The organism is Pseudomonas sp. FW305-25 (assembly GCF_017351415.1).
GTDB classification, from domain to species: domain Bacteria; phylum Pseudomonadota; class Gammaproteobacteria; order Pseudomonadales; family Pseudomonadaceae; genus Aquipseudomonas; species Aquipseudomonas chlororaphis.
The window spans coordinates 75,830-89,306 of the sequence record NZ_JACNDE010000018.1 but is presented as its reverse complement, the minus strand read 5'-3'; the positions used below and the strand labels follow the sequence as shown (position 1 = coordinate 89,306).

The window sequence follows — 13,477 nt, the reverse complement described above, 5'->3', positions numbered from 1 at the left end:
GGGGCGCGAAGGCTATAGGGTTCAGGTCATTACCGGATTTAGATTTTCCCCAAAACTGACAAAATCGTGTAATTCCCTTCATCGACAACGCTATGAATTTTCCATCTTCCCTGGCTGGACTTGAAACCATTCGCGTGCATTCGAGAGTGGGGCAGCGTTGGCACATGACCCTGTCCGGTGTCCGCGGATGGTGCTGGGAATACCCGTTGGGGTTGTGCGTTGCCTTGGCCATCGAACGCACATCCATCGATGACGAATGGCTGGTTCGCACCAGTTTGTGGCTGGCATCGATACCAGAGAGTCTGGACGACAGTCTGTTACTGGACGGTGAGGATATTTTCCTGATTCGCCGCCATGACAGCCAGTGCCCTCCCCGGGAACTGGAGGCGCGCGTGCAACAACAGTTGTCTGTCGCCTGTTGGTTCGCCACCCATGACGCGTCCCCCCCCGCACCCACCGAGACTCGTACCGTGGGACGCCTGGCATGAAGTGGCTGAGAGGCTGCCTGGCGGGAGTGGCGGTCTTGGGCGTAACCCTGGGTGCAAATGGCGCGATTGCGCCCCTGGACGCGCCAGCCTTCTTCTTGAACACCCGTGGCGCCAAGCTGGCCGATGTCTTGCGCGATCTGGGGGCCAACTATCGTGTTCCGGTGATCGTCAGCCCGCAGATTGGCGAGTCCTTTATCGGCCGCCTGGACGGCGGTACGCCCGAACAGACGCTCGAACACCTGGCGCAGCTCTATCAGCTTGCCTGGTACTACGACGGGCAGACGATTCATGTCTACAAGGCGCAGGAGGTGGGCAGCCAATTGCTGACACCGGCGTATCTGCCGGTACAGACCTTGATGACCCAGTTGCAGTCCACCGGCATCCTGGATAAGCGTTACTGCCGGGTGCGCAGTGTCCCAAGCTCCAATGCGCTGGAAGTGCAGGGTGTCCCCGCCTGCATGGAGCGGGTGTCGCGCCTGGCCGAAGGGCTCGATCAGCAGAAATTCAATCGCGAGCGTAACCAGGAGGCCATCGAGCTGTTTGCCTTGAAGTACGCCGCCGCCGCCGACACCCAGTACACCTATCGCAACCAGCAAGTGGTGGTGCCCGGCGTTGTTTCGGTGCTCAAGGACATGGCGCAGGGACGCACCTTGCCGCTCAAGGAAAACCAGGGAGAGCCGTCGGCGGACGATCGAAGCTTGCCGATGTTTTCCGCCGATCCGCGACAGAATGCGGTACTGGTGCGCGATCGCAAGCTCAACCTGTCGCTGTATACCGACCTGATTGCCCGGCTGGATCACAAACCATCGCTGGTCGAGATCTCGGTAGCGATCATCGACGTCAACTCCCAGGACCTCGGCGCCTTGGGGATCGATTGGTCGGGGGGCGCGCGCATCGGTGGCGTAGGGGTCAGCTTGAACACGGGTGAAGGTTTTGATGCCGGCAATTTCTCCACGGTGATCGCCAACACCGGCAACTTCATGATCCGCCTCAATGCCCTGGAGCAAAACGCCAAGGCGCGCATTTTGTCGCGTCCCTCGGTGGTCACGCTGAACAACATGCAGGCCGTACTTGATCGCAACATCACGTTCTACACCAAACTGGTGGCGGAAAATGTCGCCAAGCTGGAGTCCATATCGGCCGGATCGCTGCTGCGCGTGACTCCGCGCGTGATCGGGGAAGGGAGCAGGCAGGAAGTCATGTTGAGCCTGATTATCCAGGATGGGCGGCAAACCGACCCGATCAGCCAGAGAGAGCCTTTGCCCCAGACGTTGAATTCGGAAATTTCCACCCATGCCTTGCTCAAGGCCGGACAAGCCTTGTTGCTGGGCGGCTTCGTCCAGGATGAGGAAAGCGAAAGCGTGCGCAAGATCCCATTGCTGGGCGACATCCCCTTCATTGGCCGGTTCTTCAGATCGACGCAGAAGATCAACCGCCAAACGGTCCGTCTGTTTCTGATCAAAGCTGATCCCTGGCATCAACCCTGATAGGCCACTGATGGACTGTACCTACAAACTCAAGTGGCTGAACGGGCCGTTAACTGGCCGTGAGCTGGCATTGCCCGTGGGCGAACTGCGGATCGGCGGCTCGGACTCGGACATTGCCCTGTGCCTTGAGCACGATGCCCAGGCGACCTTGTCGATCGAGGAGGAGGCCGTCCGGCTGGCGTGCGCGACGCCTGCCTGGGTCGAAGGGCAACCCTGGGAGCTGGAACAGGCACTGCCGCTGGGCCGGGTGATCGATCTTGCCGGACAGGCTTTTGTACTGGGTCGATCCGGCGATGAGCTGTCCACGCCAGGGGTGCCCGCGCGACTGACGCAGCGTAGCCCGGCGCGCGCGTCCGTGTGGCATTGGGGAGCCCTGGCCGCGGTCTGTGGGTTGGTGTTGGCCGTGGGGCTGCTGGCCTGGCAACCGACACTCAGGGTACCGGTCCTTGACCAGGATGAATGGCTGGCCACGCAATTGAAGGATCCGCAGCTCGCCGGCTTGAGTGTCCAGCGGGGCAACCAGGGTAGCCTCGTCCTCAAGGGCCTGTGTCATTCCTCGCCCAGCGTCGCAGGCTTGCGCGCGAAGCTGCGCGCAAGGGGGCTGCTGGTGTATGACGAGAGCGTTTGCGCCGACAGCTTGCTCGACAGTGTGCGCTCGGTGCTGAGCTTGAACGGTTATCGGGATGTCGAGGTCAAGAGTGGGACGCGACTGGATCGCGTGGTGATTTTCGGCAATATCGTCGCGGACACGACATGGCAGCGCACCAGCGCCCAACTGCGGGCGATTCAGGCGCTGGAGGGGTGGCGGGTGGTCAATGACCAGGCGCTGCTGTTCGATGACTTACTATCCCGGCTGACGGCGCGCCAAGTGTTGGGCGGCTTGAGTGTCAGGGTGTCGGACAAGGCCTTGCGGGTCAGCGGCCAACTGGATGCCCAGCGCATGGCCACGGTGACCGAAGTGCTCGATGCCTTCAATCGCGACGGTGCCCCACGCCTGTCGGCGGTTTTCCAGAACATTCCGGGAATGGCCTCGGCCGAACGCTACTTACCCTCATCGATTGTCGGCATCGGCGGCAATGTGGATTCCCCCTATGTGCAACTGGCCAATGGCATGCGCTTGCAGCAAGGCAGTGTTTTACCAAGTGGCTACCGCATTTATGCGCTCGATCGCTTGTCGATGGCCTTGCTCAAGGACCAAGAGCTGATATCGCTGCCACTGCCACTCTGAATCAGCAGATTGAAAAAGGAAGTTGAATGGCCCGTATCACCTATCTGGAAGATGCCTTGTTCGCCGATACCCAGGGCACATTGCGCCGGCACTTGCTGGACAGCCTTCGACAGGCCGAACACCGGGTGCGCGGACAATTGCGTCAGCCACAACCTGCAGCGCAGTTCCAGGCGCTGGAACAATGCGCCAATGCCTGCGCCAGTGCCGTGCAGGTTATCGAGATATTGTGGGGGCGGTATCACTCACCTATGCAAGACATCAGGGGCGCGCGGTGAAAACCGGTATAAAACCGATAAAGTCGTAAGTTGTCGGGGAGCAATCTGGTGACACTGATACTTGCTGCGAAAGTGCATGAAAACTGAAGACTCTTATTCTCTGATCTGAACCTCGGTAGCCACTCATCGTTGGTCGTTATTGAATAAATTCCAAATTTGGGGCGTTCAACGTCTATTCATGCCTTTTGCGTGCTTAATCTTGTTGCCAAGGAGTTCCTATGCACATCCAGAATGCCTCTGTCTTGTCACAACAGCCGCTGTCGTCTACTTCCGGAGTTGATGGCGTTCAGGCCCCAAAGGCCTTTTCCGAAGTTTATCCAAAGAGTGAATTCAAGACGGTCCCGTCCAATATCCATATGGTTTGGGTTGGCTCCCAACCGGGTGGCGACCAGGAAAAATACCTGAGGCAATGGGCGGAAAAGAATCCGGGCAGTACGGTCATGTTATGGGTGGACTCGCAACAGTTCGATGCTTACGCCACCAACAAGACCGCCCGACAAGAGGCCGAGAAGGTGTTTCCGGACTACCAGGCCGAGAAGCCTTTGCGCGGCTTGTTCAGCCAGCTCAAGACCACCCTGGGTAACACCGATGCGTTGCTGAACCTGGGGGCACAAAAACAGGCACTGAGCGAACTGAACAAAGAGCTGTCGGCCAAGGGTAACGAGTCCTGGAAAGAGAAGTTGTTGTCGGGTGCCGCCAAGGTGACTCCGCAGAATGCGGGTCAAGTGCTGGCGGCATTTCAGCAGCACACGCGCGGCAATGACGACAAATTCCTGCAAGCCGAACGTTTGATCCTGGACCAGACCGTCAAGTCCTGGGACCGCTGCGCGAGCAATCCGCAACGCGATACTGCGAAACTGAGCGCGTTGCAGGAAAAATTCAGTGATGTCAAAAACATCGAGATCCGTGACTTGAGCAATCGCAGTGATATCCAGCTCAAGAACAAGGATGCCTATCAACATGAAATCATCGGCCGCAATGGCGCGTACCCGGCCGCATCCGACATTGCCCGCTATGAGATCCTGCACGAGCATGGTGGCGTATACGCAGACATCGATCTGGAATGCATGCAGCCACTCAATGGCGTACTGCAGGCGCATCCGAACCTGATGCTGGTGGGGCTGGCCGAAGGCAAGAACGAAGCCAGTGGCAGCGCGACGCCTTATTTTGCCAATGCGTTGCTGGCCAGCCACCCGGGTAGCCAGATGCTCGCCGACTTCATTGACAAGATCGGTGAGGATTACCAGACGCTGAAGGGCAACGAGTTCCGTGGTGATCGCTATTTCAGCCGCCCGAACAAGAGCACGATCGAAGCGACCGGCCCCAACGGATTACGCGGGCACGTCGATAGCGTGGTGCGCCAGGCTCAGGAACAACCGGATCTGATGCGCAACGATGTGTTGTCGCTTTCAGAGCGGATCTGGGACAAGGGCCAGCAGCAGAACCAGGACTTCTGGTCCTCGATGGAATCGCACTTCAAGTTCCCGGACGATTACGTGAATTTCGAAACCGAAGAGCAACAAAAAAGCGCGACCAAAGCCATGGGGGGCGTTGCACCGTCAACCGCATCCGCACCCCTTGAGGGCGCGACTGTAAAAAAGTCTGAAGGCGCGGCCGGGATTGGCGCGCCTATGCGTCCAGGTACGGTGGTAAGCACCGAGAAAGTCGCGGCGCTCATTCTGGAAAAGATCAACGAGAAGCAGCAGCCCGGCAAACCCATGATCATCTTCATCGCCGGTCCTTCTGCATCCGGCAAGTCGGTGTTGACGGGCGCGCTACAGGAGAAAGCATTGCAGTTCGAGTCGGTCAAGACCGACCACTTCCTGAAATCGTTCTCGGAGCTGAGTGCCATTCCCGCCAACCAGGGGTTGCCAGTGGCAGATTGGCCTGTCGTTCACGGGCATGCCGACTCGTTCAATCGCCCACTGACAGAACAGCTTTTAGAGGCCCTCTCAACAGGGCGCGAGTTCAGCTATCCGTTGCCCAGCACCTATCGCGAAGGGGTGATGATTGGCGGGTTTCCACGGGGAGAGCGCGACACCAGTGGCCCCCACAAACAAGTCCAGGTACCGGTGAGCGAAACCTATTTGATTGAAGGCATTTCCACCCCCCATCTGGTCAAGGATGCCACCCATGTTTTGGTGCGCCTGGATTGCGAGTTTGATGAAACCGTCAAACGCCGGGCCGGTCGTGGGCATGATGCATCGATCCCGGCGCAAGTAAGGATCGCCGAGGATAAACGCCAGTATGAGACCTTCCAACAGGCGATGAGCCAACTTGGAGAGAGCGTGACTCCCGATATTCATCTGGACTCGTCCGGCATGACGGCGGGGCATTTCCGGTTGTTTTAATGGGGGCGACGGGGACTTTTTCCTGACCTGAAAAAGTGCCCCTGGAGAACCCTTGCATGGGTATTTCTTCAATTTCGGGAGTATAGGCATGAACGGTTTGCCGCTCAGTCATATCCAACCCAGTGGTGCCAGCCTTGCATCGCTGAACAAGGCTATAGAAGGCCAAATGGCTCCGGGCTCGGCCAAGAACAGTGCGTCCGACCTATTGCAGGTCATGGAAAAAGTTCAGCATCGGACAGGGATTGTGGCCAGTCACTTAGCGCCCTTGCAGAGCGTAGCGAAAGAGCACAACTGCATTATTGGTATTCGTCCAGTTGAAACTGTGGCGACCGGGCTGATTGAGGAGGGCCATCCCACCAAAGACTTCCATATCAAAGGCAAGAGCGCCAACTGGGGGCCCCAGGCCGGAATGATCTGTGTCGATCAGGCTTTCAGCAAGCTTGAAGGCTGCCTGGTGTCGGATCCGGTGCGTATTGATAAATTCAACGGGCAGACTCGCCAATGCATCGAGGAGGGTCACGCCGTTGCCATTCCTCTAGTGATTTCCAGGGAACGCATGGGCACGCTGCTGGCCGCTGATCTCATCACGGACATGCAACCTGCGGATGCCGAGGGCTGCATCAGGTTCAGCGCGAAAGCACCCGGCGGTAGACTGTACAAGTTTGAAGCCGTAACCGGTGCGGTCGAGGGCCTGTACCAGATCAGCCAGCAAGGACAGCCGCTGGAAGTCCTGGCGAAAGCGCCGGGGGGTAAGGCGCTGACGGCCGACTATGACTTGCATCTGATCGGACCTCATATCAGCGATCTGGGGCCGCAAGACAATCTTCCGGTCCCGGATGTCGCGCACGACGTGTTCAAGGCTCGCATCGACGGATACAGCGCCAGGACAGCGGATTCGCGCCCCAGAAACCTGGCGCAGGAGCTGCGCCAGGATTATGCAAGCGCCGGCAGCTTTTACAGCAAGGAAGACCCGGATATCGGCAACGCCACGAGCCGTATCGCCGAGATGATTCCAGTGATCAATACGGCCCTGGTGGGCATGGGCGAGCGGGTGGTTCACCACAACGCGGACTCGGGCAGCCCGGCCAGCGATAGCGCCACCAACTATCCGGCGACGTTTTTCTTGCCGGCCAGACTCGGAGCATTTGATGAAATCTGTGTGATCGAGAACAGTCGGCAAATGGCCGAACTGATCCTGCAAGCGAAGAATAGCGGCTACCACATACCAATGAACCCGTTATGGGAACCCGAGGTGACCAGCGTCAGGCGTGCAGACTTTACACAGGCTCAAGCGCTGCTCGATCGCGCCTGATAAAGGGCCCGGGCCGATCCATGGTCGGTCCGGCCGGTTTTCACAGGCCTTCGTCCGACAGTTTTTCCTGATACTCGGAAAACACCTCGGTAATCATTTTTCGTTGCTCATCATCCTCGAAGCACTCATCCGTCATTAATTTCACCAACTCCCCCATGTGTCGCACATAGGCGTATTGCCCGCGTGCGTCGGGCACCTGGCGTGAGGTCTGTTGTTCGAGCCAGTCCACATGCATCCACGACTGCTGGACGATTTCCAGTAATGTGCCGATGACTCCATCGCCATCCAGGCCGTCGATAGCCAGTGTGCGGGCAACGCGGTGACAATGATCTTCCATGCCGAAAAACAGCATGATGCGTTTCAGGTCGGTGATCACCGAGCCCAATTGGGCATCCATGGCCGGACCTTCAGCCGAGAGTTCGAAAGCCAGGGTCCGGATCAGCGTTTTCAGTTTGCGTTGGCGATCGTGCAGTTGGCGGAACTCTTCGAACCATTGCACCAGGCGCGTACGACGTGAAGTGGCACGCTGGTAGAGCTGCTTGAGGGCGAGAAAGCTGTTTTTGCCGGTGCTGCCGAACTCCAGGCGATTGAAGAGCTTCAATGTCCATTCGTCATCGTCCATCACTGCGCACAGAGCATCTTCCAGACGTTTACGCTGTGCGCCACCCAGGTTTTTCCGCCCGAGCAGCGATCCCAGCAGCAGGGCCATTTCTCCCGCATCGAGCCCTTTGTCACCCATGCACCCTAGAAGATCCGACGCTTCATCAATGGCCAATGTGTGTTTATGCAGGTCTTCCATTTGCGCCGAGGCGGTTGCCGTGACGTGCTTGACCAGTTGCTGGAGCATGGCGCGGCTACGCGGGCGTTCAGACTTGCCATCACTTGTCCCGCGACCTGTGGCCTGCTTATAGGAGCCAAGGGCAAACCCCATGTTTTCCAGGGTTTCGGACAATGCATCGCCTGACACCTCGGTGGGCATGAAATCAAGACCCGTGGCCTGCATATCGAATTCGGTGCGCGCCAGTTCAAGGGCAGATTGCGCTGGGAAGACTTGTGTGGCGCCGGGCAGGGGGCGAGGCGCCGGGTTCTGAATCAGCGGAGTCGGCTTGATGCTGGCGGAGTCGGTCTTGGTAATCATTGGCAGGGGACTCATGCGGGACCTGCCGCAAACGCGACAGGAGCGATTGAAGGTGGGCGTCGAGATCGATGCGCAGGGTGAACAGATGCGTTTCCAGCAAGGCCTGAGTCGTCGCCAGCGAAGAGCTGCCGAGTACCCGGACCTGAGGGTAGTCGGCAAAGGTATGTCGGACGTGCTGCTCGCAATCGGCGCAGACCCGGACAGTCAGAGCGCCCTGGGCAAGAAACGTCAGGAGCCGCTGCCGCACACGTCGAACCATCAGCTCGACGCCATCCTGCTCACCGATGAACTCCTCCAGGACCTGGGCAACGAGGGCGCGTAGCCGTGTGTCGAGGTGTTGGGCCAGGGTGGCTTCCAGAGCGGTTTCAGCGACATGCCAGTCCAGGGTTTCCTCGATGAGGCGTTGGCGCAAAGCCTCACGTTCGCTGGCCGCCTCGGCCATACCTTGAGCCCGGGCCTGAATGCGCATCTGCTGGGCTTCCTCCTCGGCCTGGGCCAGGCATTCACGGGCCTGCCGTTGCAGCGCTTCGGCTTCTGCGCGGGCATGGGCAAGCACCGAGGTGGCATTGAAATATTGCGCCAGTTCTGCGGCAGGAATGACCACCGCGTGGGGCGTACTGCCATGCAGGGCAATACAGGGAATGTTGAGTGGGTTCATAAAAAACGACCGAGCTTGGTCAGCCACTGGGTCGCGTTTTCCCGGACCGCGAGCAGGGCATCGGCAACCGGCGGCAAGCGCAGGGTGAGTAGATCATTGAGCGGGGCTTGTTCGACATCGCGTAGCCACCAACGAGTGCCGGCGTGCAAGGCCGCCTGGCTCAGAGTGTCAGCGGGCAGGGCCGGCTCGGTGTGGCTCCAGCCTCGGTGCAAAGCCAGCAGATGGTCGCAGTGTCGTTCATCCAGATAGGGCTCAAGTGCCTGGCGATGGTCCTTGATCAACAGGTGATCGGGACAGTTCAGCGCCACGACCCCGAGGGCGATGACCAGTTGGGGCAAGCGTGGCTCCAGCGCGAGCATGGCGCGCTGCCTGGCGTCGAGGCCGGCGGGCAACGACGTCCAGGTGATGCCGCGGTGTCGCAGGATCAAGCGGTCGATACTCGGACGACAGGCCGGGCGACTGCGGTAGACCGTGCGCCAGGGAGCGAGTCCGAGGTGGGGCCACCAGCCTTCATGCATCCAGGCGCCTGGTTGCCAGCCCCATTGATGCAAGTGTTGTACGCTCTGGTCGATGGTTACCTGGGTCATTGGCTTCTGGACCGCAGCCATTTGCCAAGCGTGATCGCGAGGATCAGTACCGCCAATGCTGCCAGCAGGAGCATGAGCGGCAGACGATTGCGCTCCAGCCATGTGAGCGGCGCAGGGTTTGGCCCGGGCTGCTCGGGGAGCGGCTGATAGCGGTAATCGGCGGCCTGCAGGACGATGCTGATGTTCTCGGTCAGCAGGTTGGGCACGCTGTTGAAGATCAGGCTCTTGATCGCGGTTTCGCGATTGAGCAAATTGCGCTCGGGGCTGTATTTGATGAAGACCGAGGCCGAAGGCTTTGCGGTCTCGCGCGGGTTCTGGCTGATCCCTTCGCCAATCGACACATGGGCGCTGATCACGCCATCCATGGCTTGCAGCATTTTTTCCAGCTGCTGTTCTTTCAGATAGAGGATCTTCGCGTGTTCCTGCACCGGTGAAGTCACCAGCTGGCCGGAGGGAAACAGGTCCTCCAGGGTCGCTACCTTTTCACGTGGCAGCCCTTCCTGGCGCAACAGTTCGACGGCATTGATGAACTGCGTCTTGTCGACCTTGATCGTGACAAGTCCACCCTTGGCGATTTCCTTGCTGGCATCGATATTGCGCAGTAGCAACAGCGCCAGCATCTGGTTGGCGTCGGCTTCGGACAACTCACTGTACAACTCGACCTTGCAGCCGCTGAGCATCAGCACCAGCACGCCGATGCAGCCCAGGCGCAACCAGTCTCTGGTCATTGCATGCTCACCAGCTTGTTCACCCCTTGGGCAAGGGATCCGGCGGTCTTGGCGATCAGGTCGACTTCGACGATGGCGTGCAACATGTTCGACTGTGCAGAGAGCATTTTCAACGGACTGTCGAGCACGCTTTCACGGGCCGTTGCCACAGCACTACTCAGGGTACGGGATTGATTCTGCAACTGGCTGAGGGCCGATATCTCCGCAGGGCTGTCCACCTGGCCGAACAACGCCTGGTTGAACGCGGCAATATCGGTCGGCGTGGGGGGCGAGGGCGCGGAATCTTTCGGCACGTGAAGTGCGGCCATGCGCACAGCTTCGATTTCCATGGGGGAGGTCTCAGGCAAGTTGAGGGGGTGGGGTGGGCTGCGCAGGGATGGTTAGCGCGTCCTGGGAGGCGCTTTCGATCAAGCGCCGAAGCGTGTTGGCTTCGTCCGAGGCGTCGCCGGCCAACAACGCCAGCGCTTCATGTCTGCGTGACAGGCCGATCAGTAAGGTCGCTTGCAGAATCCGCAGGTCCGCGGGTTCGCTCACCAGGTGGGGCAGGGCGCTGCGAATGGTTTCGACCTGTTCGACGAAACCGTGATTGACCGCCGCCAGGCCGGTCTCGCAGACGATGCGACACACATCGCGCTCAAGGACCTTCATATTTTTTGAATGATCCCTGAAAGCATGTCCTTGACCGCTTTCATCACCGCACTTTGATACGTGACGAAGGTTGAATATTGCTGAATCGCAAACTGCGCCTGGAGCATCCGCGCCGGGTCGTTCATGTCGGCGGCGGTCAGCTTTGACTGAACCTCATTGCCGGCCTTTTCGACCATTTGCGAGAGCTGGTTATTGACGGTTTCGATGTCCATGATCCGTTATCCCGCATGGCTGATGGCTGGAGTGAGGGTGGCTTGGGCTCGCAGGCGATATTGGGTGGGATTGCACAGATAACGCTTGCGGAAGCTTTCGGTGAAATGCCCGTGATTGGAGAAACCGCATTCAAGGGCGATGTCCAGTACCCGCATCGGGGTGGACAGGAGCAATTCACGGGCGCGGGTCAGTCGATGCTCCAGGAGCCAGCGTTTTGCGGAAAGGCCGTATTTTTCCTGGAACAACAGATTGAACTTGCGTAGCGGCATGTTGAATTCCAGTGCATAGCGAGCAACCGACCACTGATTCAGGGCGTGGGTTTCGATGAACTCATAGAACGGCTCGTCTCCGGTCATGATGTGTTGCAACAGGGCAGAGAAATAGCGCCGGTCCACGCCCAGGCAATAGATATAGGCAAAGCGCAGCAATGTATCGGGGGTTCCCTTGGCCAGCAGTTCAAGCACGCCGATCACGTCATCCTGCGCCTTCACCATGCGGATGGGCGCCCGCCAGAACAGGGTGCCGTGGGTGACACCGAGCAAGTCCACTACATCGGCGTACAGGTGCTTGAAGTCGGCGGGGTAGAAGTCGAAGTACTGGAGGTCGCTGTTGGTACTGCAAGGCGCTGCTTCGCTGCTCGCCACGACGACGGAGTTTGGCGGTATGAGTTGTACTGTGCCGTCGACATGTACCTTGCCGCCGTACTTTCCGAATAGAAGTCGTACTGCCCGCATCGGTCCTCCCGTCCTGGATCACTGTCTGAGTGAGCACCATGGTCACGCGAGTACTGGAAAATATGCATCAGGTGATTACCTGAAAGATAAGACCCGGAGTACGTCAAATTCATCAGGGATTGACTAAATATGTAAGGCGTTGACGCTTCGGTAAAAAAAGGAATGTTTGAAGGGAATTCAGAAGAGTGGAAATGGGTGGGTTGTATTATCAGGCTGTCACTGTGAAAGGAAGTTCAGGATTCATGGCTTTCTATTCGTGGTGATAAACGAAGCCTGGTGATGTATCGGCGAACCATTATTCAGTAGATGGGTCGCCAATGTATTGGCCATGGTCGAGATTAATACCATTGGGAATACGCATATGAATATGGTCGTAACAGCAACCACTCCAAACAGCCCCCTGGAGGGCATGCGTCCAACACCACAGTCCGTTGCCAATCCTCAATCCATGTTCAGTAACGGCTTGATGAGCATGCAGAACATCATGTTGCAACTAACTCAGTCGGGTAACGACCTGTTTGCACAGATGAACAAGAAGTCCGAAATTGCTCGCGATGCGCAAGAGATGGCTAATCAGGTTGAGGCCGTTATGTCCAGGCTGGTAAAGCCAGGGGATAAGTTGGCGCTGCCGGAGAGTACGGTGGCTTATATGCGCGCCAATAATATTCTGGTGGACGGCAAGACCATTGATGAGTTCATGGGAGAGCGCTCAGGGGCGCAGGCAAGCCTTGAGACACTGATGGCCAAGATTGCCGCATCCGGCCCCGAGGGCATGGAAACCCGCTCCTGGCAGGAAGTGATCACCTACATGGACAAGAACGGCATAACCGTTGAAGGCAAGAAGGCGTCCGACTATGTCTGGGGGCTGCCGGAAGTCAATTTCCAGAGCGGTAAAAAGGTCAGCCTGGAGCATATGAACAGCATTCGCCAGGCGCTTGAAGACTCCATGGCTTTCGATAAGGGCGACTTGATGATGGTCAAGTCCTCCCTCGAATCGGTGGCTGGACGGGCAACGGACTTCAACCAGCAAAGCCAGCTGAAGTTGCAACAAGTCATGCAGAACTTCAGCACCTCCAACCAATTGACACAAAGCATGCAAAGCATGTTGGCTGAAATGACCAAGGGCACCGCATCGGCTATTCGTTGACCTCAAGTACGCAATAATCCTGGCAACAAATAATCGGCAAAAAAGTAAAACGTCATCGACTTTTATAAGTATTGGTGTCGGTGGCGGGCTAATCTGGTTTTGTCCTGAGGGAGTGGCGAATGGACCATGTGGAAAAACTCAAAACCATGCTGGTGGAACTGGGGAGAAATAAGTCGGTATTTAGCCGGCAAACCCAGGAGTTGGAAAAGCTGCAGTTGGAAGTTTCCGAGCTTCAACGGCGTGCGGATGTCGATCCAGACGCCAGGAAGAAGCTGAACAAGTTGAATGACTATATGAATCGCGAGGGAAATGATTCCCAGCGTCGACTTGTCGAGAAAATGGCGAAATCCGAAGCAAGCCTGAAAAAGGTTGGAGAGCAACTGCATGCGTTGTCCACTCTTCAACAAGACTCGTCAGAAAAAGAAGTACCCGCGGTAAAAAACAACCTGCTGAAAAAACTCAGTCGAAACTTTGCTTGAATCC

Annotated in this window: 16 protein-coding genes; 8 read left to right on the top strand and 8 right to left on the bottom strand. The window is 57.9% G+C overall.

What is annotated here, in order from left to right; translation table 11 throughout:
- The first annotated feature begins 92 nt into the window (after positions 1 to 92).
- From J4E58_RS18140 to J4E58_RS18115, 6 genes are all read left to right on the top strand, one after another.
- Positions 93 to 488, top strand: a complete 396-nt coding sequence (locus J4E58_RS18140) for a hypothetical protein (protein WP_143481903.1) — start codon at positions 93 to 95, stop codon at positions 486 to 488.
- Entirely contained in the window at positions 485 to 1,975 is a 1,491-nt protein-coding gene (locus tag J4E58_RS18135) for an EscC/YscC/HrcC family type III secretion system outer membrane ring protein (RefSeq protein ID WP_087091820.1), read from the top strand. The genes J4E58_RS18140 and J4E58_RS18135 overlap by 4 nt, the downstream gene beginning before the upstream one ends.
- 10 nt (positions 1,976 to 1,985) lie before the next feature.
- Positions 1,986 to 3,203 (top strand): type III secretion system inner membrane ring subunit SctD, encoded by a 1,218-nt coding sequence (gene sctD, locus J4E58_RS18130; protein ID WP_087091819.1) that lies wholly within the window; start codon positions 1,986 to 1,988, stop codon positions 3,201 to 3,203.
- 26 nt (positions 3,204 to 3,229) lie between these two features.
- Positions 3,230 to 3,478 (top strand): EscE/YscE/SsaE family type III secretion system needle protein co-chaperone, encoded by a 249-nt coding sequence (locus J4E58_RS18125; protein WP_087091818.1) that lies wholly within the window; start codon positions 3,230 to 3,232, stop codon positions 3,476 to 3,478.
- Positions 3,479 to 3,696: 218 nt separating this feature from the next.
- Positions 3,697 to 5,829 (top strand): TcdA/TcdB catalytic glycosyltransferase domain-containing protein, encoded by a 2,133-nt coding sequence (locus J4E58_RS18120; RefSeq protein ID WP_087091817.1) that lies wholly within the window; start codon positions 3,697 to 3,699, stop codon positions 5,827 to 5,829.
- A gap of 88 nt (positions 5,830 to 5,917) precedes the next feature.
- On the top strand, positions 5,918 to 7,141 hold the full coding sequence (locus J4E58_RS18115) for an anthrax toxin-like adenylyl cyclase domain-containing protein (protein WP_087091857.1): 1,224 nt from the start codon (positions 5,918 to 5,920) through the stop codon (positions 7,139 to 7,141).
- Positions 7,142 to 7,181: 40 nt separating this feature from the next.
- On the opposite strand, the gene sctW is transcribed toward J4E58_RS18115, so the two are convergent.
- Genes sctW through J4E58_RS18075 form a run of 8 tightly spaced genes read right to left on the bottom strand, consistent with a single transcriptional unit; the run spans position 7,182 to position 11,847 of the window.
- Positions 7,182 to 8,279, bottom strand: a complete 1,098-nt coding sequence (gene sctW / locus J4E58_RS18110) for a type III secretion system gatekeeper subunit SctW (protein WP_087091816.1) — start codon at positions 8,277 to 8,279, stop codon at positions 7,182 to 7,184.
- On the bottom strand, positions 8,167 to 8,937 hold the full coding sequence (locus J4E58_RS18105) for a hypothetical protein (protein WP_143481902.1): 771 nt from the start codon (positions 8,935 to 8,937) through the stop codon (positions 8,167 to 8,169). Before J4E58_RS18105 ends, sctW begins: the two co-directional genes overlap by 113 nt.
- A complete protein-coding gene (locus J4E58_RS18100) occupies positions 8,934 to 9,524 on the bottom strand; it encodes a type III secretion system domain-containing protein (protein ID WP_158247359.1) in 591 nt (196 codons plus the stop codon). The genes J4E58_RS18105 and J4E58_RS18100 overlap by 4 nt, the downstream gene beginning before the upstream one ends.
- Entirely contained in the window at positions 9,521 to 10,252 is a 732-nt protein-coding gene (gene sctJ / locus J4E58_RS18095) for a type III secretion system inner membrane ring lipoprotein SctJ (RefSeq protein ID WP_087091813.1), read from the bottom strand. Before sctJ ends, J4E58_RS18100 begins: the two co-directional genes overlap by 4 nt.
- Entirely contained in the window at positions 10,249 to 10,581 is a 333-nt protein-coding gene (sctI, locus tag J4E58_RS18090) for a type III secretion system inner rod subunit SctI (RefSeq protein ID WP_087091812.1), read from the bottom strand. The genes sctJ and sctI overlap by 4 nt, the downstream gene beginning before the upstream one ends.
- 10 nt (positions 10,582 to 10,591) lie before the next feature.
- Positions 10,592 to 10,900 carry an EscG/YscG/SsaH family type III secretion system needle protein co-chaperone gene (locus tag J4E58_RS18085; RefSeq protein WP_087091811.1) on the bottom strand — a complete coding sequence of 103 codons (309 nt, stop codon included), beginning with the start codon at positions 10,898 to 10,900 and terminating at the stop codon, positions 10,592 to 10,594.
- Positions 10,897 to 11,112 carry a type III secretion system needle filament subunit SctF gene (sctF, locus tag J4E58_RS18080; RefSeq protein ID WP_053280186.1) on the bottom strand — a complete coding sequence of 72 codons (216 nt, stop codon included), beginning with the start codon at positions 11,110 to 11,112 and terminating at the stop codon, positions 10,897 to 10,899. Before sctF ends, J4E58_RS18085 begins: the two co-directional genes overlap by 4 nt.
- Positions 11,113 to 11,118: 6 nt before the next feature.
- Entirely contained in the window at positions 11,119 to 11,847 is a 729-nt protein-coding gene (locus J4E58_RS18075; RefSeq protein WP_087091810.1) for an AraC family transcriptional regulator, read from the bottom strand.
- A gap of 361 nt (positions 11,848 to 12,208) precedes the next feature.
- Here J4E58_RS18075 and J4E58_RS18070 point away from each other — a divergent pair, with 361 nt between their 5' ends.
- Both J4E58_RS18070 and J4E58_RS18065 read left to right on the top strand, forming a co-directional pair.
- Positions 12,209 to 12,994, top strand: a complete 786-nt coding sequence (locus J4E58_RS18070) for a secretion protein EspA (RefSeq protein WP_158246004.1) — start codon at positions 12,209 to 12,211, stop codon at positions 12,992 to 12,994.
- Positions 12,995 to 13,113: 119 nt separating this feature from the next.
- A complete protein-coding gene (locus J4E58_RS18065; protein ID WP_087091808.1) occupies positions 13,114 to 13,473 on the top strand; it encodes a hypothetical protein in 360 nt (119 codons plus the stop codon).
- Positions 13,474 to 13,477: the final 4 nt, after the last annotated feature.